The organism is Sphingomonas sp. (genome assembly GCF_017304615.1).
Lineage (GTDB): Bacteria > Pseudomonadota > Alphaproteobacteria > Sphingomonadales > Sphingomonadaceae > Sphingomonas.
Genome location: NZ_JAFKLZ010000004.1, coordinates 242,128 through 262,959 on the forward strand (window position 1 = coordinate 242,128; position 20,832 = coordinate 262,959).

At 66.0% G+C, this 20,832-nt stretch carries 18 protein-coding genes; 11 read left to right on the plus strand and 7 right to left on the minus strand.

Annotated elements, in window-relative coordinates; all coding sequences use genetic code 11:
- Nucleotides 1-27 precede the first annotated feature (27 nt).
- The 7 genes from J0J06_RS16040 to J0J06_RS16070 all read left to right on the plus strand — a co-directional run bounded on the left by J0J06_RS16040 (nucleotide 28) and on the right by J0J06_RS16070 (nucleotide 10,226).
- On the plus strand, nucleotides 28-1,116 hold the full coding sequence (locus tag J0J06_RS16040) for a heparan-alpha-glucosaminide N-acetyltransferase domain-containing protein (RefSeq protein ID WP_294043706.1): 1,089 nt from the start codon (nucleotides 28-30) through the stop codon (nucleotides 1,114-1,116).
- 110 nt (nucleotides 1,117-1,226) lie between these two features.
- On the plus strand, nucleotides 1,227-2,495 hold the full coding sequence (locus tag J0J06_RS16045; RefSeq protein WP_294043707.1) for a hypothetical protein: 1,269 nt from the start codon (nucleotides 1,227-1,229) through the stop codon (nucleotides 2,493-2,495).
- Between the two features lie 50 nt (nucleotides 2,496-2,545).
- Nucleotides 2,546-7,153 carry an NAD-glutamate dehydrogenase domain-containing protein gene (locus J0J06_RS16050; protein WP_294043708.1) on the plus strand — a complete coding sequence of 1,536 codons (4,608 nt, stop codon included), beginning with the start codon at nucleotides 2,546-2,548 and terminating at the stop codon, nucleotides 7,151-7,153.
- A 117-nt stretch (nucleotides 7,154-7,270) separates the two neighbouring features.
- On the plus strand, nucleotides 7,271-7,909 hold the full coding sequence (locus J0J06_RS16055) for a PepSY-associated TM helix domain-containing protein (RefSeq protein WP_366931237.1): 639 nt from the start codon (nucleotides 7,271-7,273) through the stop codon (nucleotides 7,907-7,909).
- 11 nt (nucleotides 7,910-7,920) lie between these two features.
- Nucleotides 7,921-8,433 carry a DUF2271 domain-containing protein gene (locus J0J06_RS16060; RefSeq protein ID WP_294043709.1) on the plus strand — a complete coding sequence of 171 codons (513 nt, stop codon included), beginning with the start codon at nucleotides 7,921-7,923 and terminating at the stop codon, nucleotides 8,431-8,433.
- A 12-nt stretch (nucleotides 8,434-8,445) separates the two neighbouring features.
- A complete protein-coding gene (locus J0J06_RS16065) occupies nucleotides 8,446-9,255 on the plus strand; it encodes a DUF4198 domain-containing protein (RefSeq protein ID WP_294043710.1) in 810 nt (269 codons plus the stop codon).
- 71 nt (nucleotides 9,256-9,326) lie between these two features.
- The gene (locus J0J06_RS16070; RefSeq protein ID WP_294043711.1) at nucleotides 9,327-10,226 is read left to right on the plus strand and encodes an FAD:protein FMN transferase; all 900 of its coding nucleotides are present in this window, start codon (nucleotides 9,327-9,329) and stop codon (nucleotides 10,224-10,226) included.
- On the opposite strand, the gene J0J06_RS16075 is transcribed toward J0J06_RS16070, so the two are convergent.
- The 7 genes from J0J06_RS16075 to J0J06_RS16105 form a co-directional block, all read right to left on the minus strand.
- Complete coding sequence (locus J0J06_RS16075; RefSeq protein ID WP_294043712.1) at nucleotides 10,223-10,906, minus strand: Fe2+-dependent dioxygenase; 684 nt, start codon at nucleotides 10,904-10,906, stop codon at nucleotides 10,223-10,225. The two genes, J0J06_RS16070 and J0J06_RS16075, sit on opposite strands and share 4 nt — an antisense overlap.
- Complete coding sequence (locus J0J06_RS16080; protein ID WP_294043713.1) at nucleotides 10,900-11,640, minus strand: tetratricopeptide repeat protein; 741 nt, start codon at nucleotides 11,638-11,640, stop codon at nucleotides 10,900-10,902. The genes J0J06_RS16075 and J0J06_RS16080 overlap by 7 nt, the downstream gene beginning before the upstream one ends.
- A 5-nt stretch (nucleotides 11,641-11,645) precedes the next feature.
- Nucleotides 11,646-14,144, minus strand: coding sequence for a TonB-dependent siderophore receptor (locus tag J0J06_RS16085; RefSeq protein ID WP_294043714.1), 2,499 nt, complete (start codon nucleotides 14,142-14,144; stop codon nucleotides 11,646-11,648).
- A 54-nt stretch (nucleotides 14,145-14,198) separates the two neighbouring features.
- Complete coding sequence (locus J0J06_RS16090) at nucleotides 14,199-14,477, minus strand: ribbon-helix-helix domain-containing protein (RefSeq protein ID WP_294043715.1); 279 nt, start codon at nucleotides 14,475-14,477, stop codon at nucleotides 14,199-14,201.
- Nucleotides 14,474-16,297, minus strand: coding sequence for a cobaltochelatase subunit CobT (cobT, locus tag J0J06_RS16095; RefSeq protein WP_294043716.1), 1,824 nt, complete (start codon nucleotides 16,295-16,297; stop codon nucleotides 14,474-14,476). Before cobT ends, J0J06_RS16090 begins: the two co-directional genes overlap by 4 nt.
- 10 nt (nucleotides 16,298-16,307) lie before the next feature.
- A complete protein-coding gene (gene cobS, locus J0J06_RS16100) occupies nucleotides 16,308-17,312 on the minus strand; it encodes a cobaltochelatase subunit CobS (RefSeq protein WP_294043717.1) in 1,005 nt (334 codons plus the stop codon).
- Between the two features lie 72 nt (nucleotides 17,313-17,384).
- A complete protein-coding gene (locus tag J0J06_RS16105) occupies nucleotides 17,385-17,981 on the minus strand; it encodes a winged helix-turn-helix transcriptional regulator (RefSeq protein WP_294043718.1) in 597 nt (198 codons plus the stop codon).
- A 155-nt stretch (nucleotides 17,982-18,136) separates the two neighbouring features.
- Between J0J06_RS16105 and J0J06_RS16110 the strand changes: the two genes are divergently transcribed.
- From J0J06_RS16110 to J0J06_RS16130, 4 genes are read left to right on the plus strand one after another with little or no spacing between them, the layout of a single operon-like run.
- Nucleotides 18,137-18,568: a VOC family protein gene (locus J0J06_RS16110; protein ID WP_294043719.1), complete on the plus strand. Its 432-nt coding sequence runs from the start codon at nucleotides 18,137-18,139 to the stop codon at nucleotides 18,566-18,568.
- 48 nt (nucleotides 18,569-18,616) lie between these two features.
- Nucleotides 18,617-19,321, plus strand: a complete 705-nt coding sequence (locus J0J06_RS16115) for a glutathione S-transferase family protein (RefSeq protein WP_294043720.1) — start codon at nucleotides 18,617-18,619, stop codon at nucleotides 19,319-19,321.
- Complete coding sequence (locus J0J06_RS16885; protein ID WP_366931238.1) at nucleotides 19,318-20,034, plus strand: DUF1428 domain-containing protein; 717 nt, start codon at nucleotides 19,318-19,320, stop codon at nucleotides 20,032-20,034. Before J0J06_RS16115 ends, J0J06_RS16885 begins: the two co-directional genes overlap by 4 nt.
- 10 nt (nucleotides 20,035-20,044) lie before the next feature.
- Complete coding sequence (locus J0J06_RS16130; RefSeq protein ID WP_294043721.1) at nucleotides 20,045-20,821, plus strand: VOC family protein; 777 nt, start codon at nucleotides 20,045-20,047, stop codon at nucleotides 20,819-20,821.
- Nucleotides 20,822-20,832 lie beyond the last annotated feature (11 nt).

Sequence of the window (20,832 nt, forward strand, 5' to 3'; positions counted from 1 at the left end):
CGGCAGAGGCGCGGTCGTGACGGCCCGATGAGCATACCGGCAACACCCCGCACGCGCGACAACGCGCTCGATGCCCTGCGCGGCATCGCGATCGTCGGCATGGTGCTTGCCAATCTGCAAGGATCGGAAAGGGACGCTTTTCCCTGGATCGCCCATGCGGCGTGGAATGGACTGACCGTCGCCGACCTCGTCTTTCCGATGTTCCTGCTCGCGGTCGGGATGTCGCTACCGCTGGCGCAAGACGGGCGCGAGCCGCAAGTCGGGGTCGGGCGGATCGTGCGGCGCGCGCTGCTGTTGTGGCTGATCGGGTTCGGTATCAGCCTGATCGCCCACCCGAGCATCTATCGCGAGGACATGCGCTTTACGGGCGTGCTCCAGCGGATCGGGATCGTCTATCTGGTCTGTGCGCTGACGGTGCGGTCGACCAGGACGTGGCGGGCGCCGGCGATCGCTGCGTTCGCATTCCTGATCCTGCACGGCGTCTTGCTCTATCTGCCCGCTCCCGGCGAGGCCGTTGCCAGCATGGAACCAGGCCGGGGCATGTCGGCATGGATCGACCGCGCGATCCTGGGCGGCACACGAATGTATGGCGGGACGTTCGATCCCGAAGGGCCGCTCAGCACCCTGTCGTCGATCGCCACCGCGATGATCGGGGTGGCGATGCAGCGGCTAGCAATGCGGGCGAATCGGCCGCTCGTCACGTGGAGCGCCGGGGCAATATTGGCGGCCATACTCGGCGGCCTCGCCTGCGCGTGGTGGCCGGTCAACAAGACGCTGTGGACGCCGAGCTTCGCGCTGGTCAACGCCGCGATCGGGCTGGCGCTGCTCGCAGCGCTCAAGGCGGCATGGCCGCGGATCGCCCCCTGGCCGCCGGTCAGACGGCTCGCGACGCTCGGGGGAGCCGCGCTTACGCTTTTCGTCGTGCACGATTTCGTCGCGATCGCGCTCGGCTGGCGGTTCGGCGCGTGGAAGCTCGGCGCTCAAGTGTATCGGGACATCTTGGGGACCGGGATACCGCCGGGCTGTGCATCGATGCTTTACGCGGTGCTTGCCGGCGGGCTCTCCATAACGATCACATTGCGGCTGATTCGGCGCGGCTGGACCCTACGCGTCTGACGTCGCGGCGCTCCCCGGCGGGGGCAAAAGCCGGTTTACGCAACCTTTACCACGTTGGGTGCAGAAGGATCGCCGTGACTGGGCGAGTGATGCCCCGTGAGGATTGGTGCATGGATACGCAGCGTGGCTTTGACGAAGACCGGGACGACGCCGACCAGTTGACCGGCGGCGCACACGACTCGGGGGTCGACGAACCCACGCCAGCGGTGATCGGCACCGACGAGCGCCGCATGCATGTGCGCGCCTATAACCATTGGGTTTCGCTGCTGCGCGGCCGCGCCTATCCATCGATCGAGGATCTCGACCCCGCCAATATCGCCGATTTCGGCCCGCATTCGGTGCTGCTCGATTTCTCGCGCGGGATCGAGGATCCCAAGATTGCTTATCTCGGCGCGGCGCTGCGTGAAGAGACGGGCCACGACAAGTCGATCACGCATATTTCTCAGGTGCCGAGCCGCTCGCTGCTGTCGCGCCTCACCGACCATTATCTGCAGATCATCGCCAACCGCGCACCGATCGGCTTCGAGGCCGAGTTCATGGGCTTGCGCGGACACAACACGATGTATCGCGGCATCCTGATGCCGTTCTCGTCGAACGACGACACGATCGATTTCATCTACGGCGTGATCAACTGGAAGGAAATGGTCGACGCCGAGACCCAGGCCAGCCTGGATGCCGAAGTCGATGCCGCGCTGCGCACTGCGCCCGCCCGGCACGCGACGGCGCCCGTCTGGGCTGACGGCCCGGCGGCGGACGTCGCTGTCGAAGTCGAGGCCGAAGGCTCGGAAGAAGAAGCCGACGATCTGCCCGGCAAGCTGCATCTGGCGCGCGAAAGCGCGGCCGCAGCCACCAGCGCCGACACGCGCAGCCGCGCCGCGCTCTACCGCGCACTCGGCCGCGCCCATGATTTCGGGCTCGCCGCCGATGAGGATGGCGAGACCTATCGCGAATTGCTCGAAGATGCCGGCGTCACGGTGCAGGACCGCGCGCCGATGACGGCGGTCGCCAAGCTGGTGTTTGGCGCCGGTTACGACAAAGCGCGCCTGACCGAATTCGCCGCCGTGCTCAGCCATGCGCGCCGCCACGCCATTCCTGCGGGCGAGCTGACCAACGTGCTCGAAACCGTCGAGGGCGGCATCAAGGCCGTCGTCGCCGCCGAACGCGCCGCGCGCAACCCGGCCAAGGCCGAGGCGCGTGACCCGCTGGCCGACATCGCCGAACGGCTGGTGCTGGCAAGCGTCGAATTCGCGACGGGGCTGGAGGCGGGCGACCTCGTCGTCCTGCTCGGCCGCGCAACCGGCGACGGGATGGTCGATATCGTCGCGTCGGTGGCCAATGACCGGGGCCTTGCGGCGCGCACCCTTAAAGCCGCCAAGTAACATCTGAAACTATCCTTGAGCCTTGCGCGCAGTCAGCGCATAGGGCGCTGATGCCAAAAACCACGTTGAAATCGCTGTCGGACGCGCTCGCGGATCGACTGGTGAAGGGTGCGCTTCCGGGCGAGTTGCAGGGCTTCGGCAAAGCCGAACGTGCGGAGGCCGCCGCCTTCGTCGCAACTGCCGCCTATAACCGGCCGCCCGGCGAGCCGACGATGGTGATCGAGCCGATCGCGGCCAACGATCCCAACCGCCGGATGCGCGTCGCGATCGTCAACGACGACATGCCCTTCCTGGTCGATTCGATCGCGGCGACGATCGCGAGCCATGACATCGCGGTCGACCGAATCATCCATCCCGTCATCCCGGTCAGCCGCGATCCGCATGGCGGGCTGATGGGCGTCGGCGAGGGTTCGCCCGAGTCGATGATCTATATCGAGATGGAGCGCGCCGACGCCCGCGAGCGCCGGAGCCTTCTCACCACGCTCGAAACCAACCTGAAGGACGTCCGCGCCGCGGTGACGGACTGGGTCGCACTGCAGGATGCGATGGCGAAAGATGCCAGGACGCTGACCGGCGAAGGCGCGGCGCTGCTCGACTGGTTCCTCGATCGCCATTTCACCCTGCTCGGCCACGCGAAATATGGCCGCGATGCCGGCGCAAAATCGCCGCTCGGCATTTGCCGCAACAAGCATGACGTGCCGATCCTGGCCGAAGCATCGCGTGCGTTGGCAGTTAAATGGTTCGAAGCGGGCAATGAGGGTCCGCTGCTGCTCAAGTCGAATCTGATCTCGGGCGTGCATCGGCACATCCCGCTCGACTTGGTCGTGGTGCCGATCCGCGATGGCGGCAAGATCGCGGGCCTGTCTATCCATGCCGGTCTGTGGACCTCGTCGGCGCTTAACAGCCCGCCGGACGATATTCCGCTGCTCCGCATGCGCCTTTCAGACCTGCAGAAGAAATTCGGCTTCGATCCGAAGGGCCACGCGGGCAAGGCGCTGGAACACGCGCTGACCACTCTGCCTCACGACTTGCTGATCGCATTCACACCGCAAGCGCTCGAAGACGTCGCGCTGACCGCGATGAGCCTCGCCGATCGACCGCGACCCAAGCTGGTGCTCGCGAAATCGATCCTGGGCCGACACCTGTTCGCTTTCGTTTGGCTGCCCCGCGACGAACTGACCACGGCGCGACGCATCGCGATCGGTGAGATGCTGAGCGGAGCGGCGAGCGGCCCGCTGCTCAACTGGGCGGTGGCGATGGACGACGTGATAGCGCTGATCCGCTACACGATCGACCTGCGCGATGGCGGCGAGATGCCCGACGAAGCGGCGCTCGACGTGCGCCTCGCACGGATGATGCGCGGCTGGGCGCCGGGGGTCGAGGCGGCGCTGAGCGACGCCGACCCGGCACGTTCGACGCGGCTCGCATTGCGCTGGGCGAATTGCTTCCCGCAAAGCTATCGCACGGTTAACACCCCTGATGAGGCGGCGCGCGACATCCTGAGCCTCGCCACGCTCGAAAATCCGGACGAACGCGCGGTTCGGCTGTATCGCGACGACAATGGGCAGGCGCGGCTCAACCTGTATCGCCTGGGTGGAGCGATCGCGCTGTCGGACGCGGTGCCAGTACTGGAGAATTTCGGCTTCCGCGTGATCGAGGAAGTACCGACCGCGCTGACGGACGACAATCAAGGTTTCATCCACGAATTCCTGATCGAAGCGACCGGCGGCAGCGCCAGCGTGTTCGACGGCGACACCACCGTGCTGGAAACCGCCATCGCGCAAGTGCTGGAAGGCACGGCGGAGAATGACGCGTTCAATCGCCTGATCGTCGATCTCAACATGGCGCCCAAGTCGGCGGTACTTTTCCGCGCTTGGTTCCGGTATTTGCGCCAGGGCGGCCTGACCTATGGCCTGACCACGGTGGTCGATGCGCTGCGCCGCGCGCCCGACGTGGCGCTGGCGCTGATCGATCGCTTCCTTGCCGCGCACGCGCCCGACGGTGCGCGCGAAGAGGGCGTGGCGCTGGCCGACAAGGCGATCGCCAAGGGCCTCGACCAAGTGTCGGCGATCGACGACGACCGCATCCTGCGCTCCATCAAGGGCGTCGTGGCGGCGACGTTGCGGACCAACGCCTTCACTCCGGCCGCCGACGAAGCGCTGGCGTTCAAGCTCGACAGCCACAAGGTGCCTGGCCTCCCCGCGCCGCTGCCCTGGCGCGAGATCTGGGTCTATTCGCCACGTGTCGAGGGCATCCACCTGCGCGCTGGCCCCGTGGCGCGCGGCGGGCTTCGCTGGTCCGACCGGCGCGACGACTTCCGCACCGAAATCCTCGGCCTGATGAAGGCACAGCGCGTCAAGAATGCCGTCATCGTGCCCACCGGCGCGAAGGGCGGTTTCTATCCCAAGCAGCTTCCCAACCCCGCCACCGACCGCGACGCATGGCTGGCCGAGGGGACCGAAAGCTACCGCATCTTCATCCGCACCCTGCTGTCGGTCACCGACAATATTGTCGAGGGCAAGGTCGTACACCCGGCGGGGGTCGCGATCCATGACGGCGAAGACCCCTATTTCGTCGTCGCCGCCGACAAGGGCACGGCGACGTTCAGCGATGTCGCGAACGAAATCGCGGTGTCGCGCGGCTTCTGGCTGGGCGACGCGTTCGCCTCCGGCGGGTCGCAGGGTTACGATCACAAGGCGATGGGCATCACCGCAAAGGGCGCGTGGGTATCGGTCCAGCGTCATTTCGCCGAACGCGGGATCGACGTGCAGACCGACACGATCCGCGTCGTCGGGTGCGGCGACATGTCGGGCGACGTGTTCGGCAACGGCATGCTGTTGTCGCAGACGCTCAAGATCGTCGCCGCGTTCGATCATCGCCATATCTTCCTCGACCCCGATCCCGATCCCGCGGCAAGCTGGGCGGAACGCGCGCGGATGTTCGCGCTGCCGCGGTCGAGCTGGGCCGACTACAATCCTTCGCTGATCTCGAAGGGCGGCGGGGTGTTCCCCCGCACCGCCAAGACGGTGCCGCTGACGAAGGAAGTGAAGGCCGCGCTCGGCATCGCCGCCGACGAGCTCGAACCGACGGCGTTGATCTCCGCCATCCTCAAGAGCCCGGTCGATCTGATCTGGTTCGGTGGCATCGGCACCTATGTGAAGGCGGCAAGCGAGAACAACATCCAGGTCGGCGATCCGGCCAACGACCGCCTTCGCGTCGACGCGGAGGATCTCCGCGCGACCGCGATCGGTGAGGGCGCGAACCTCGGCGTGACGCAGGCCGGGCGCATCGCCTTTGCGAGCGCGGGCGGGCGCATCAACACCGACTTCATCGACAATTCGGCCGGCGTCGATTGTTCGGACAATGAGGTCAACATCAAGATCGCGCTCAACCGCGAGATGATCGAGGGGCGCATCAAGTTCGACGCGCGCAACACCTTGCTCGCGTCGATGACCGACGACGTCGCTCACCTCGTTCTCGAGGACAATCGCCTCCAGACGCTCGGCCTGTCGATCATGGAACAGGACGGCGCGCAGGCGCTGCCGAGCTATGTCCGGCTGATCGAGATTTTCGAGGCCGCCGGCCGCCTCGACCGCGCGGTCGAGGGGCTGGGCGACAACGGTACGCTGCTGCGGCGCGAGGCCGAGGGGCACGGCCTGACCAGGCCCGAGCTCGCCGTGCTGCTCGCGACCGCCAAGCTCGCGCTGCAGGACGCGATCGAGCATACCGAGCTCGGCCAGGACCCCGAGCTCCGCGCCGACCTCCACGCCGCCTTCCCGCCCGCGATGCGAAAGAAGTTCGCGACCGCGATCGACGAACACCGGCTGCGTAGCGAGATCGTCGCGACCAAGCTCGCCAACCGCATCATCAACCGCCTCGGCGTGCTCCACCCCTTCGAGCTGGCGGAAGAGGAAGGCGCGGCGATGGGTGACATCGCGGCGATGTTCGTCGTGGTCGAACGGCTATTCGGCCTCGACAAGCTGTGGGCGGAGATCGAGACGACCCCGATGCCCGAAGCGGGCCGCCTGGCGCTGTTCGACGAGGTCGCGGTCGCCGTCCGCAGCCAGATCGCCGATCTGCTGCGCGTGACCAAGCCGGGCACGAGCCCCGGCGCAGCGTTGGCGCGACTCGGCAAGGGTGTGGGCGCGCTCGACCGTCAGACCAAGCAATTGCTGCTCGAGGAGGCGTCGACCCAAAGCGCGCGGATCACCGCCAATCTACAGGCGACGGGCGCCCCGGCGGCACTCGCCAAGAAGGTAGTGCGGCTGTTCGAACTCGACGGGGCGGTCGGGCTCGCCGATCTCGGCGCAACGCTCGGCATCGACGAGACCGTGCTGACTCGCGCGTTCACGCATCTGGGACAGGCGCTCGGTCTCGACTGGGCGCAAGCCAACGCGGCACGGATCGTTTCGAGCGACCCGTGGGAGCGTTTGCTGATCGCCGGCCTGGCGCGCGATTTCCAGCAGTTGCGGCTCGAGTTCTTGGCGCGCAGTGCGGGCAAGGACCCCGAGGGCGCAGTCGACGCGTGGCTGGCGGCGAACGCCGGGCGCGTGGCGCAGTTCAAGGGCGTGGTCGATCGCGCCCGTACGGCAGCCGCCCCCAACGCCGCGATGCTCGCGCAGATCGCGGGACAGGCGCGGGTGCTGTTGGGGAGGTAAAAAGGGGCAGGCTCGCGACAGATTGCAATAATTTAGCGCGGCCGCCCCAATTGCTTTTGCGAATCGTTCGCGTTATCGAACGGCCTCGTTCCCAATCTCCGGATTCGCGCTGACTCGATGACCTCCGCTCCCGCCCGTGCGCGGCCCGGCCGCAAGGCGTTCTGGCTGAAGCAGCTCCACACCTGGCACTGGATCAGCTCGGCGGTCAGCCTGATCGGGCTGCTGCTGTTCGCGATCACCGGCTTCACGCTCAACCATGCCGGCGACATCGAAGGCAGCCCGAAGACGGTGCAGAAGGCGGCGACATTGCCCGTGCCTCTGCTCAAGTCGGTCGCGGCTGACGACCAACCCGACAGCAAGAAGCCCCTGCCCGCGCCGGTGGCGGACTGGGTGCGCGCCAATTTTCCGACCCGCGCCGAGGGCGAGGCGGAATGGTCGGCGGACGAAGTGTATCTCGCCCTGCCCCGCCCAGGCGGCGACGGCTGGATCGCGATCGACCGGCACAATGGCGCGGTGACGAGCGAGACGACCGATCGCGGCTGGCTCGCCTATCTCAACGACTTGCACAAGGGCCGCCATACCGGCGCGGTGTGGTCCGCTTTCATCGACGTTTTCGCCTTTGCCTGTCTTGTCTTCGCGCTGACCGGGCTGGTCCTGCTGTGGCTACATTCGCGGCGCCGCAGGCTGACCTGGCCGCTCGTCGCACTCGGTATGGCTATACCCTTCGCGCTCGCCGCGATCTTCATTCACGTCTGAGGAGTATCCCGATGTATCGCTATCGCCTGATCATGACCGGCCTCCCGGCTACCGCGCTGATCGCCGTGCCCGCCGCCGCGCAGACGATGGACGTCCAGGTCACGATTCCGCGCATGTCGACCGCCGAATATCATGCGCCCTATGTCGCCATGTGGATGGACGGCGCGGGTCAGCCGGCACGGACGCTGTCGATCTGGTACGACTACGACAACAAGGAAGCGGGCGGGAAGAAGTGGCTCGCTGAAGTTCGGGGCTGGTGGCGCGCGTCGGGCCGATCGCTGAGCCTGCCCGCCAACGGCGTGTCGGGGGCGACCCGCCCACCGGGGGTGCAGAAGATATCGTTCCCCGCCGCCAAGTTCGCGGGGCTGAAACCCGGCGCTTACAACTTGGTTATCGAGACCGCGCGCGAGGATGGCGGCCGCGAAGCGGTGCGCGTGCCCTTCTCGTGGCCAGCCAAGCCGGGCCAGCGCTTCACCGCCGCCGGCAAGTCTGAGCTCGGCGCCATCTCCGTCACCTTCCGCTGAGGAGCCAGAGCCATGAAGCGATTCCTGACTGCCACCGCTGCCATTGCCCTTGTCGCGATTCCCGCCAGCCTGTCCGCGCACAAGATGTGGTTGCTGCCATCGACCACCGTCGTATCGGGCGATGACGGCTGGGTGACGTTCGACGCCGCCGCGTCGACCGATCCCTTCTATCCCGATCACCAGCCGCTCCGCATCGAACCTGTGGTCACCGCGCCGGACGGCTCGTCCGCCAAGGTCGAGAATTTTACCGTCGGCAAGTTCCGCGCGACCTTCGACCTCCATCTGACTCAGCAGGGCACGTGGAAGCTCGCCATTACCAACGGCGGCGTGATGGGCAGTTGGAAGGTCGACGGCGTCGAGGCGCGGTTGCCGCGCGGGACTACGCCGGACAAAGTCGCGAGCCTGATCCCGGCCAACGCCACCGACGTGAAGCTCGCCGAAGTCGCCAACCGCAACGAAGTGTTCGTGACACTCGGCGCGCCGACTGACGCGGTGCTCAAGCCGACCGGGCAGGGACTGGAGTTCACGCCGGTAACGCATCCCGACGATCTGGTGCTGGGCGAGCCTGCGACGCTCGGCTTCACGCTCGACGGCAAGCCCGCGGCGGGTCTGGCGGTGACGATCGTCCCCGACGGCGCGCGCTATCGTGATGCGGTCGGCGAGATGACGTTGACGACCGACGCCAAGGGCCAGATCAAGGTAAAGTGGCCGCGTCCCGGCAAATACTGGCTCAACGTCACCGCGACCGGCAAGAGCACGGCCGTGCCCAATGCCGACAAGCGCATGGGATACGTCACCACGCTCGAAGTGCTGGGCCGCTGAGCGAGCCGCGCGTCGCCATTCCCGAGATCACGCCGGGCGCGTTCTACCGGCGCGACGCTGGCGCGCGCGTCATGCGGCTGTCGGGCGTGGCGTTGGGGACAAGCTGGTCCGCACTGATCGCCGCTCCCCCTGTGGGGTGCGAAGCGGCGATCGAGGCGACGCTTGCCGCGCAGGCGATAGCGTTGTCGCAATGGGAACCGCGGTCGGCTTTGTCGCGGTTCAACCGTGCGCCGATCGGCGAATGGCAAGCGATCGATGCCGATCTCGCGGCGGTGATCGATGCCGGGCTGGCGATCGGACGCGCGAGCGACGGATCGCTCGACATCGCGATGGGAGAGCTCACGGACCTTTGGGGATTCGGTCCCACAGGACCACGCGATACCGTTCCCGACGATACGGCGATCGCGGCAGCGCTGGCGAAGTCGGGCAGCGGGGCGATCCAGCGAGACGGCAATCGTGCGCGCCGCACAGCCGACGTCGCGCTTGATTTCTCGGGGATTGGCAAAGGCTACGTTGTCGACCGCGTCGCCGATGCACTTGAGGCACTTGGAACGGAAGATTTTCTCATCGAAATCGGCGGCGAATTCGTCGGGCGGGGCATCCGGCCCGACGCGCAGCCCTGGTGGGTCGAACTGGAAGACCCGCCCGGCATCGACTTGGCGCCGTTCCGCATCGCGGCACATGGCGTCGCGATCGCGACATCGGGCGACTATCGCCGTTTCTTCCGCGACGGCGAGAGGCGGCTGGGCCACACGATCGATCCGCGCACCGGCCGTCCCGTAGAAAACGGGATAGTGTCGGTCAGCGTGATCGCGGGCGATTGCATGGCCGCCGATGGCTGGGCGACGGCGCTCACGGTCTTAGGATTGCAGCGCGGCATGGACATATCCGCACGCGAGGGGATTGCGTCACGGATCGTGACGGCGGACGGCGCGGAGGCGCTGTCGCCGGCATTGGAGGTAATGCTTTAGGCCTCGGCCCAGCGCCGCAACAGATTGTGATACGTGCCGGTCAGCCGCACCGCCGCCGGATCGTCCTGCCCCAGCCGCCCTGCCACGTCCTGCACCGCCTGGTCGAGTTCGAACAGGATTCGCCGCGCGCCATCGTCGCGGACCATCGACTGGGTCCAGAAGAAGGAAGCGACGCGGGCGCCGCGCGTTACCGGCTCGACGCGATGCACGCTGGAGGCGGGATAGAGCACCATGTGCCCGGCCGGGAGCTTCACGCGCTGTTCGCCGAACGAATCCTCGATCACCAGTTCGCCGCCGTCATAGCTTTCCGGGTCGGCAAGAAAGAGCGTTGCGGACAAATCGCTGCGGATGCGGAAATCGGACCCACGCCGGATGCGGATCGCGCTGTCGACATGCGCGCCGAACGTGTCGCCACCGGCATAACGGTTGAACAGCGGCGGGTAGACCTTGAGCGGCAACGCGGCGGCAACGAACAATGGGTTGGCCGACAGCGCATCGAGCACCATCGTCCCCGCCTCGCGCGCGGCGGCGGAATCCTCGGGGAGTTGTTCGTTCTTCTTGGCGAGCGCCGATTGGTGCCCCGACGTCGCGTTGCCGTCGATCCAGTCGGCGGCGTCGATCAGCGCGCGGGCCTTCGCGACGCCGGCCGCGTCAAGCAGGTCGGGAATCGCGATCAGCATTGCGCCGCCCCGCGTTCGATCGCCGCCCGACCGCGTGCCCGGAAAGCGGGCAGCGGCGAGGTGTCCAGAAACGATGCGGCCTTTTCGACGAACGCCAGAGTCGCGGTCGCGCCGGCGCGCTCGATCCACGACAACGCTTCCTCGGTGCGCCCCTTGTCGCCCAGCATCCGCGCATGGTTGAAGCAGCCGCGGAAATCGCCGCCCTCGGCCGCCCGCGCGTAGTATTTTGCCGCCTTTGTCATGTCGCGCGACACCACCCATCCATCCTCGTGGAAACTGCCGACGAAGTTCGCCGCCTTGGCCCCGATGAGCCCCGTGCCCATCCGCGCGGCTTTCCGGAACCAAGCGAGCGCCGCCTCCTTATCCTCGGTGATCCCCTGCCCCAGTGCGAGCAGAGTGGCATAGTTGTACATCGCCCAATCGAGTCCCTGCTCCGCCGCGATCCGATAACATTCCGCCGCGCGCGCCTTGTCGACCGCGACACCCCAGCCAAGATCATAACAGCGCCCGACCATGTTGAGCGCCATCAGATGCCCCTGCGCCGCCGCCCGGTTGAACCACGCGAAGCCCGCCTTAGCGTCGGGCGTTACGCCGTTCCCGTCGAGCAGCAACTGGCCATACAGCGCCTGCGCCTCGGCCTCGCCGTCCTCGGCGAGCGCACGAAGGAACGCCGCGCGCTCCCGGGGATCGTTCGGGATGCACGCGGCGGGGTCGGCCAGGAGGGGCTCAGCCATGGTCGTCAGAACTTGAACTCCAGCGTTCCGAACACCGTCCGCCCCGGCGCGATCGACGCATAATGGCTGGCATAGACGTTCGAGAAATAGGCCTTGTCGGTCAGGTTTTGCGCGTTGACGCTAACCGCGACATTGTCGGTCAGGCGATAGCTCGCGCGTGCGTCGAAGCGCCAATAAGCCGGAACCATGCGATAGAGCGTCTTGGTCGCGGCGTTGACCGTCACCACGCCCGCGGCCGTCTGCGTGGCGGTCCGGTTGTCGGCATAACCGCCGAACTGGCGATCTGTGTAGAACGCGCCGCCGCCGATGGTGAAACGCCGGGTCACGTCGAGCGACGTCCAGAGGGTGAACGAATTGCGCGCGACCTGCGGCATCGGTTTGCCGGTGTTGACCGACGGGACCAGCACGGTCTTCGCCGCCGCCGCGCCATTGGCCGCCGCGGTCAGCGCGCTGAATCCGCCGTCGATGATCTTGGCGTCGAGGAAGGTATAGCCGCCAAACACCGTCCAGCCGGGCAGGATCGTGCCGTTTGCGGTAAACTCGACGCCGCGGATGCGCGACTTGCCGAGGAAGGCGACATTGTTGCTGCCGTCTGTGACACGGGCATTGTCGATCTTGGTCTCGAACGCAGCGATGCCGAGCGCGAGCTTGTCGTGCAACAGGCTGGCCTTGGCGCCGACCTCATAGGTCTTCGTCTTCTGCACCTTCAGCGCGTCGAGCAGCGCTAGGTTCGCCGCGGTGGTCGTCGTGGGCAGCGCATTGTCCTCACGACCTTCGCCGAGCAGCGTGTTGGGTGGCGTCGCCGCCGTTGCGTAGCTGGCGTAGATGCTGGTGTCCCTGGTCGGTTTGAACACCAGACCGGCCTGCCAGTTGAACAGCTCGTCGGTACGCGAAAGCTTGACCGTGGTCGTCGCCGCATAAGCCTGGCCAGGCGTGACGGTCGATTTGAAGCGGTCGTAGCGCGCGCCGACGTTCAGGATCAGCTGCGGCAGGAGCGTGATCGAATCGAAGCCGTAGACGCTGATCGTATTGGCGTCGTTCTGCGTTTCCTCTATCGGCAGCGTCTTCACGATCGGCGACAGCGTGGTCGATGTGTCGCTGGCGTAGTTCACCCACGGATCGTTGGGGTTCGGGTTGAACAGGCTGGTGCAATAGTAGCGCGACACCGTCGCCGTGTTGCAGCGCGGGCTGATCGTCGAGCCGTTCGACAGGATTTCGGTGCCCGACGCGTTGAAATAGCCACGTGTGACGAACGTGCCTCGGCGCGCCTTTTCCCACGAAAACTCGGCGCCGACCGCGAAACTGTGCTCGATGCCGCCGGTCTTGACCGTGCCGTAAAGGTCGATCTGGTCGGTCAGGCCCTGCGAATAGCCATAGCGGGTGTTCGACCGGCGCCAGACCTGGCCGGTATTGTAGACGTTGCCGGTGCTGTCATCCGGCAGCAGGAAGATATAGGCCTGATCGCTGTGAGTGAACCGCGCCGTGTTGCGGATCGTGACGTTCGACGTCAGGTCGTGTTCGAACCGCAGTGTCGCCTGGTGGATCTTCGCGTCGCGGAAATCGCGGCTCTTGAGTCCGTAATAGGTGCTGCGATCGACATAACCGGTTGTGCCGTTCGCGAGCGTCACGTTGCCTATCGCGGGCGTGGTGTAGATGTCGCCCGTCCCGGGCGCGTTGGCGATCGTGTAGAGATAGGGCAGCCCGCTGTCGGGAAGCTCATGGCTTTCGAGATAATAATAGCTCGCGGTCAGCCGGGTGGACGTGCCCAGCCCGATCGTCACCGATGGCGCGACGCCCCAGCGGCGGCTGTAGATCGCGTCACGGCCGGCAATGTCCTGATCATGCCACAGCCCCTCGATACGGAACGCGACGGTGGGCAGGATCTGGACGTTCAGGTCGCCGCTGATCCGCTTGTAATCGGCGTTGCCGAAACTGCCGGCGACGCTGCCGAACGTGCCCGCCTTGGGCAGTTTCGAGATGATGTTGATCGTGCCGCCGGCCGAGCCGCGCCCGCCGAGAGTCGAGTCCGAACCGCGCACGATCTGGATCGAATCGACCGCGAAGGTCTCGCGCGTCTGCGACGACAGATCACGCACGCCATCGACATAGATCGAGCCCTGCCCGTCGAAGCCGCGGATGAAGGGGCGGTCGCCGATCGGGTTGCCGCCCTCCGCCGCGCCGAAGGTGATGCCTGGCACGGTGCGCAGCGCATCCTGCAGCGAGTTGGAGCCGGTTTCCTCGATCACCTTGTTGGGAATGAGCACCACCGACTTGGGCGTGTTGACGATCGGCGCGACATCCTTGGGGGTCGGCTGGTCCTTGAGCATTTGATCGGTGACGACGATGTCGTCGCGGCGGCGGTCCTGATCGTTGTCGCCCTCCTTCGCGCGCACGGGATCGGGGCCGTCGGTCGCCAGCGCCGGATGCGTCGCGAAGGCACCGACGCAGGACAATGCCAGGAAAGCAGGCTTTGCAACGCGGTGGGCGGCGGTGGTGCGAGTCATTCTTGTCTCCCTTGTCGGGAGATCCGCTATTGAGAGTCGTTCGCAGAGTCAACGCTATTGCGAGTAATTTTCATCTTGCGAAACCACACGCCTTGCATCCGCGAGCGCCCAAGCCCGCAAGGCGCTGGCGAGGTTCGGGGGATTTTTGGCATCGATGCGGAGCGCGTCGATCTCCGCAACCAGCGCGCTGAGCGGCAGTCCGCGTAACCGTGACGCTTCTTCCAGCGCCTGCCAGAACAGGGGTTCGAGCGTGATCGAGGTCTCATGCCCTGCGATTGTGATCGATCGCTTGACCGGACCGGCAAACCCGCCCGGTGGCGGATCGACGCTCAAGGCTTGTCGAACAGCGCCGCGAGCTGTTCGATGATCGTCCCGCCGAGCTGCTCCGCATCCATGATCGTGACGGCGCGCTCATAATAGCGCGTCACGTCATGGCCGATCCCGATCGCGACGAGTTCGACCGGCGACCGGCTTTCGATCCAGCCGATCACCTGGCGCAGATGGCGTTCGAGATACGACCCGGAATTGACCGACAACGTGGAATCATCGACCGGCGCGCCGTCCGAAATCACCATCAGGATCTTGCGCTCCTCGGGCCGTCCGATCAGCCGGTTATGCGCCCAGAGCAAAGCCTCGCCGTCGATATTCTCCTTGAGCAGCCCCTCGCGCATCATCAACCCGAGGCTGGGTTTGGCGCGCCGCCACGGCTCGTCCGCCTGCTTGTAGATGATATGCCGGAGATCGTTCAGCCGGCCCGGCTGCGGCGGACGCCCTGCGGCGAGCCAGTTCTCGCGCGCCTGCCCGCCCTTCCACGCGCGCGTCGTGAAGCCGAGAATCTCGGTCTTGACCCCGCAGCGCTCGAGCGTGCGCGCCAGGATGTCCGCGCTGATCGCCGCGATCGAAATCGGCCGTCCGCGCATCGAGCCCGAATTATCGATCAGCAGGGTGACGACGGTGTCCTTGAACTCGGTCTCGCGCTCGACCTTGTAGCTGAGCGACGAGCCCGGCGAGACTACGACGCGCGCCAGCCGAGCGGCGTCGAGCAACCCCTCCTCCTGGTCGAAATCCCAACTACGGTTCTGCTGCGCCATCAGCCGCCGCTGCAGCCGGTTGGCGAGCTTGGTCACGGTGCCTTGCAAATGGACGAGCTGCTGGTCGAGATACGAGCGCAGCCGCACCAGTTCCTCGGCATCGCACAGGTCGGTCGCGGCGATCACCTCATCGTAGGCCGTCGTCCATGCCTTGTAATCGAACTGCGGCGACAGGTCGCTGAACGGGCGGTTGGGGCGGACGGGGAGCATCCCCTCCTCGCCCTCGTCGCCGGCCTCGCCTTCGGACTCCTCGTAATCGTCCTCGCCGCTCTCCGCGCCTTCGCCCTCGTCGCTCTCGGCCTCGGACTGCTCGCCGCGCGCCTCGACCTCGCCCTGGCCCTGCTCGCCCTGATCCTCGCCCTCGTCGCCCTGGTCCTGCTCGTCGGTGCCCTCGTCGTCGCTGCCGCCTTCGTCGGTATCCTCGGGAATCTGGTCGCCCTCGACCAGTTCGAGATCCTCGAGCAACTTGGTCGCGAGGCTGGCGAACGCACGCTGGTCGTCGAGCGCCAGCCGCAGCGCGTCGAGATCCGCGCCAGCCTTCTCCTCGATCCACTCGCGAACCAGCGCCATGCCGGGTTGCGCCGCCGCGGGCGCCTCCTCGCCGGTCAGCCGCTCGCGCACCATCAGGCCGATGGCGGTCGACAGCGGCACCTCGTCCCGCGTCCGCGCGCGCGTGATCGGGTCGCTACGCAGTTTCTGGTCGAGCGCATGCGCCAAGTTGTCGGCGATCCCCTGATAACCGCGCGACCCCAAAGCCTCGACCCGCGCGCCCTCGGCGGCGTCGAACACTGCGCGCGCCACTGCATCGTGCGGCGCGGATTTGAGGTGGAGCGCGGCGTTATGGTGCTTCAACCTGAGCGCGAACCCGTCGGCGAACCCGCGCGCCTCCGCCACTTGATCGGCCGGCAAGGTCCGCGCGGGCATCGGCACCTTGATATGCTTGCCCGATTGGGTCGGCGCGTCGGCGGTGAACGCCAGCTCGATCTCCGGCTCGTCGGCAAGCGCACGCGACGCGCCGCCGAGTACGGCCTTGAAGCGATCGAGGGGAGTTTCCTGCGCCACGCTCCCCGGATCAGGCCTTGGCGACCACGCTTTCGGGCAAATCCTTCCCGAACACGCGCTGGTAATATTCCGCTACCAGTGCACGCTCGGCCTCGTCGCACTTGTTGAGGAACGACAGCCGGAAAGCGAAGCCGACGTCGTTGAAAATCATCGCATTCTGCGCCCATGTGATGACCGTGCGCGGACTCATCACGGTCGAGATGTCGCCGTTGATGAAGCCCTTGCGGGTCAAATCGGCGACGCGGACCATGTTGTCGACGATCGCCTTGCCTTCGGGCTTGTCGTATTCGCCCGACTTGGCGAGCACGATCTGGGCCTCGACCTGCGCGGGCAGGTAATTGAGCGTGACCACGATGTTCCAGCGGTCCATCTGGCCCTGGTTGATCTGCTGCGTACCGTGATACAGCCCGCTCGTGTCGCCCAGGCCGACCGTATTGGCGGTCGCGAACAGCCGGAAATAGGGGTTCGGGCGGATCACGCGGTTCTGGTCGAGCAGGGTCAGCTTGCCCTCGGTCTCCAGCACGCGCTGGATCACGAACATCACGTCGGGGCGGCCGGCGTCATATTCGTCGAACACCAGCGCCGTCGGCGTCTGCAGCGCCCAGGGCAGCAGGCCTTCGCGGAACTCGGTCACCTGCTGGCCGTCGCGCAGCACGATCGCGTCGCGGCCGATCAGATCGATACGGCTGATATGCGCGTCCAGGTTGATGCGGATGCACGGCCAGTTGAGGCGGGCCGCGACCTGTTCGATATGCGTCGACTTGCCGGTGCCGTGGTAGCCCTGCACCATCACGCGGCGATTGTGCGCGAACCCCGCCAGGATCGCGAGCGTCGTGTCGGGGTCGAACACATAGGCCGGGTCGAGATCGGGCACGCGCTCGTCCGCCTCGCTGAATGCCGGGACTTCCATGTCCGTATCGATCCCGAACAGGTCGCGCACCTTCTTCATCTGGTCGGGCGCGTCGAGCAGGGTGGTCTCACGGCTGTCGGGCTGGATGTTGGGGATGTCGGTCATGCTGCTTCCTTCGCGCGCCCTCCTACGCGCAGGCGCAAGGCGAAGTCGAGACTCGTTCTGTCTTGCAACGTGTCAGGCGCCGACCTTCTCCGGCAGGGCGAACAGGTCGACGAACGCCTGCGCCAGCGCGCGGTCACCGGACACCGTCAGCAGGCCCTCGCCGTCGAAGCCGCGCTTGCCGTAGATGGTGTGCCGCATCGCCAGCGTGTCGCCGGTCAGCGTGACGTCGGCGTCGGGCGCATCGCCGCGCACGACCTCGACCCCGCTCTCCCCCACGCGAGCGACGAAGGCGTCGCTTGGGAAATGGAATGCGACGGTCATCGGGTTCGCCGCTGCCTTGGCCGGATCATAGAGCGTGCGCAGCGAGGTCATCGCCGATGCGGTCGACATGAACGCCAGCGGATCGTGCCTAGGTGATCGCGCCGCCCATCGTCCCATTTCGCGGATCGCGACCTCCGCCTCGCGGCCCCAGTCGGTCAGGTCATAGACCTGGACATTCGCCGGCGACGGCAATTTCCGGCGCACGAGTATCCCGGCCTCTTCCAGGCTTTCGAGGCGTTGGGTCAGCACGTTGGCGCTAATCCCGGGTAAGTTGGCCTTGATCTCGCCGAACCGTCGCGGGCCGTACATCAGCTCACGGATCACCAACAGTGACCAGCGTTCGCCCACGAACTCTAAGGCTAGGGCCGTGCCACAGGCATCATCATACCAACGCTTTTCCGCCGCCTTCGAAAATTTAGTCACTTTTTGTAACTTCATGGTTGTTTTTGATAACTTTGGAGAGCACAAAAAAGCAAGCCCGATTCGCGTAGGAGTTGTTTGAGATGCCCAAGATGATCTTCGTGAACTTGCCCGTCGCCGATCTGGGCAAGGCCACCGGGTTCTACGAAGCGATCGGATTCGAGAAGAATCCGATGTTCAGCAACGATGTCGCCTCCGCGATGGTATGGTCGGACACGATCCATGTGATGCTGCTGAGCCATGACTTCTACAGCACCTTCACCACGAAGGAGATCGCCGACACGAAGAAGGTCAGCGCGGCGCTAATCTGCCTGTCACGCGACAGCCGCGCCGATGTCGACGCGATCACCGAACAGGCGATTGCCGCCGGCGGGCGAGAGACACGCGATCGCCAGGATATGGGCTTCATGTACGGCCGCGCGTTCGACGATCTGGACGGCCATACGTTCGAGGTCATGTTCATGGACATGGAGGCGGCGATGGCCGCCGGACCACATGCCGACGCCGCCGCCTGAGCGGCGACCGCCCCATCGTCATCGAAATACAAAAAGCAGGAGAGCATCGTGGCCGGACCGATCATCACCGCGTTCGACTGGGTGCCGCCCTTCGCGCAAGGCCAGGTCCGCGACTTGCGCGTGCGCTGGGCGCTCGAGGAGGTCGGCCAGCCTTATGAGGTCCGCTACCTCAGCCAGGGCGAACAGAAGGAACCGCCTCACCGCCAGCGGCAGCCATTTGGCCAGGTGCCGACGCTCGAGGACGGCGATCTAATCCTGTTCGAGTCGGGGGCGATCGTTCAGCACGTCGCGGAGACCTATGGAACGGGCCTGCTGCCGAGCGACCGAGCGGCACGGGCGCGCGCGATCGAATGGATGTTCGCCGCGCTCAATTCGGTCGAGCCGGCCATCATGGACCTGTCCTTCGTGACCGTGTTCGAGGCCGATAAGCCCTGGTCCGCGATGCGCCGCGGCGCAGTCGAGGAACGCATCCACGGCCGGCTGAAGGATTTGTCGGCACGGCTCGGCGACCGTCAATGGCTCGACGGCGACGCGTTTACCGCGGGCGATCTGCTCATGGTGACAGTGCTGCGGATCCTGATCGATCAGGGCTTCGTGGAGGCCTATGACAATTTGAACGCTTACATGCACCGCGGCATCGACCGCCCAGCTTTCCAACGCGCGCTAGCCGCCCAGATGGACGGGTTCACCGGCGAGCCGCCGGAATGGTTCGCGGCCTGGGCGGAGAAGATGAAACATGGAGAGACGGCATGAGCTATTTCCAGGGTTTCGTGATCCCGGTGAAGCCGGATCAGAAGGACGCGTATCGCGCGATGGCCACCAAGGCCGCGCCGCTGTTCGCTGAATATGGCGCGACCGGCATGGTCGAATGCTGGGAGGAATCGGTTCCCGACGGCAAGCGCACCGACTTGCGCCGCGCCGTCGCCGCTGAGCCAGACGAGAAGATCGTCTATTCCTGGGTCTGGTGGCCCGACAAGGCGACGTGCGACGCCGCAGCGCAAAAAATGATGGCCGATGAACGGATGCAGCCCGACGGGCCAATGCCGTTCGACATGAAACGAATGATCTATGCCGGATTCGATATAGTCTATGACAGCGGCGACGGCGGCAAATTCGGCTATGTCGATGCGATCGTCGCCCCCGCGCCCGATGACCGCACCGGTTATGCCGAGAATGCCGCGAAGCTCGACGCCTTTTTCCTTCGGGAAGGCGCCCTGCGCACGGTCGATGGCTGGGGCGCGGACGTGCCCGATGGCAAGGTGACGGACTTCAAGCGCGCGGTCGCCGCGGGACCCGGCGAGCAGATCGTGTTCGGCTGGATCGAATGGCCCGACAAGGCAACGCGCGAAGCAGCTTTCGCCAAGGTGATGCAGGACCCGGAGATGCAGGCGATCAAGCCCGCTTTCGACATGCAGCGCGCGATATTCGGCGGGTTCGAGCCGATCCTCGACACCGAGCACGATTAGGAGAATGACAATGCGTAACCCGGAAGGCACGCCTATCTGGTACGAGCTGCTGACGCCCGACCATGACGCGTCGAAGGCTTTCTACGACCACGTCATCGGCTGGACGATCGGCGGCAAACCAGACGGCGGAATGGACTATCGGATGATCGGCACGTCGAGCGGCGAATTCGTCGGCGGCGTGATGCAGCTGACCGGCGAGATGACCGCGAACGGCGCGAAGCCCACCTGGCTGTTCTATATCGGCGTCGAGGACGTCGATGCTTCGTTCGACAAGGTGAAGGCGAATGGCGGCGGCGTGCTGATGCCCCCGTTCGACATTCCCGGCGCCGGTCGCGCGGCGTTCGTCACCGATCCGCAGGGCAACCCGTTCTACATCATGCGCGGCAACACCGATCAGGCGAGCACTGCGTACGACCGGACCGGCATGGGCAAGTGCAACTGGAACGAACTCAATACGCCCGATCAGGTCGGCGCCAACGCATTCTATGCCGACACGTTCGGCTGGACCTATCCCGACAAGATGTCGATGGGCGACCTCGGCGACTATTTCTTCGTCATGGCCGGCGACACGACCATCGGCGCGACGATGACGGTCCAGCCGCATGATACGGCGGGCTGGCGCTTTTACTTCCGCACGCCGGACATCGACGACACCGCGAAGAAGGTCGTAGAGACCGGCGGCGCAGTTTTGGCGGGACCAATGGAAGTCCCCGGCGGGGATCGCATCATCGTCGCGACCGACCCGCACGGCGTCGTGTTCGGCGCGGTCGGGCCCGGCAACCCGTAATCTCGCTCCCC

Coding starts and splice junctions, on each gene's coding strand:
- J0J06_RS16085 (WP_294043714.1), bottom strand. CDS start 14,144: ATGACTCGCACCACCGCCGCCCACCGCGTTGCAAAGCCTGCTTTCCTG.
- J0J06_RS16055 (WP_366931237.1), top strand. CDS start 7,271: ATGACCTCCGCTCCCGCCCGTGCGCGGCCCGGCCGCAAGGCGTTCTGG.
- J0J06_RS16885 (WP_366931238.1), top strand. CDS start 19,318: ATGAGCTATTTCCAGGGTTTCGTGATCCCGGTGAAGCCGGATCAGAAG.
- J0J06_RS16040 (WP_294043706.1), top strand. CDS start 28: ATGAGCATACCGGCAACACCCCGCACGCGCGACAACGCGCTCGATGCC.
- J0J06_RS16045 (WP_294043707.1), top strand. CDS start 1,227: ATGGATACGCAGCGTGGCTTTGACGAAGACCGGGACGACGCCGACCAG.
- J0J06_RS16050 (WP_294043708.1), top strand. CDS start 2,546: ATGCCAAAAACCACGTTGAAATCGCTGTCGGACGCGCTCGCGGATCGA.
- J0J06_RS16110 (WP_294043719.1), top strand. CDS start 18,137: ATGCCCAAGATGATCTTCGTGAACTTGCCCGTCGCCGATCTGGGCAAG.
- J0J06_RS16130 (WP_294043721.1), top strand. CDS start 20,045: ATGCGTAACCCGGAAGGCACGCCTATCTGGTACGAGCTGCTGACGCCC.
- J0J06_RS16070 (WP_294043711.1), top strand. CDS start 9,327: ATGCGGCTGTCGGGCGTGGCGTTGGGGACAAGCTGGTCCGCACTGATC.
- cobS (WP_294043717.1), bottom strand. CDS start 17,312: ATGACCGACATCCCCAACATCCAGCCCGACAGCCGTGAGACCACCCTG.
- J0J06_RS16075 (WP_294043712.1), bottom strand. CDS start 10,906: ATGCTGATCGCGATTCCCGACCTGCTTGACGCGGCCGGCGTCGCGAAG.
- J0J06_RS16080 (WP_294043713.1), bottom strand. CDS start 11,640: ATGGCTGAGCCCCTCCTGGCCGACCCCGCCGCGTGCATCCCGAACGAT.
- J0J06_RS16060 (WP_294043709.1), top strand. CDS start 7,921: ATGTATCGCTATCGCCTGATCATGACCGGCCTCCCGGCTACCGCGCTG.
- J0J06_RS16065 (WP_294043710.1), top strand. CDS start 8,446: ATGAAGCGATTCCTGACTGCCACCGCTGCCATTGCCCTTGTCGCGATT.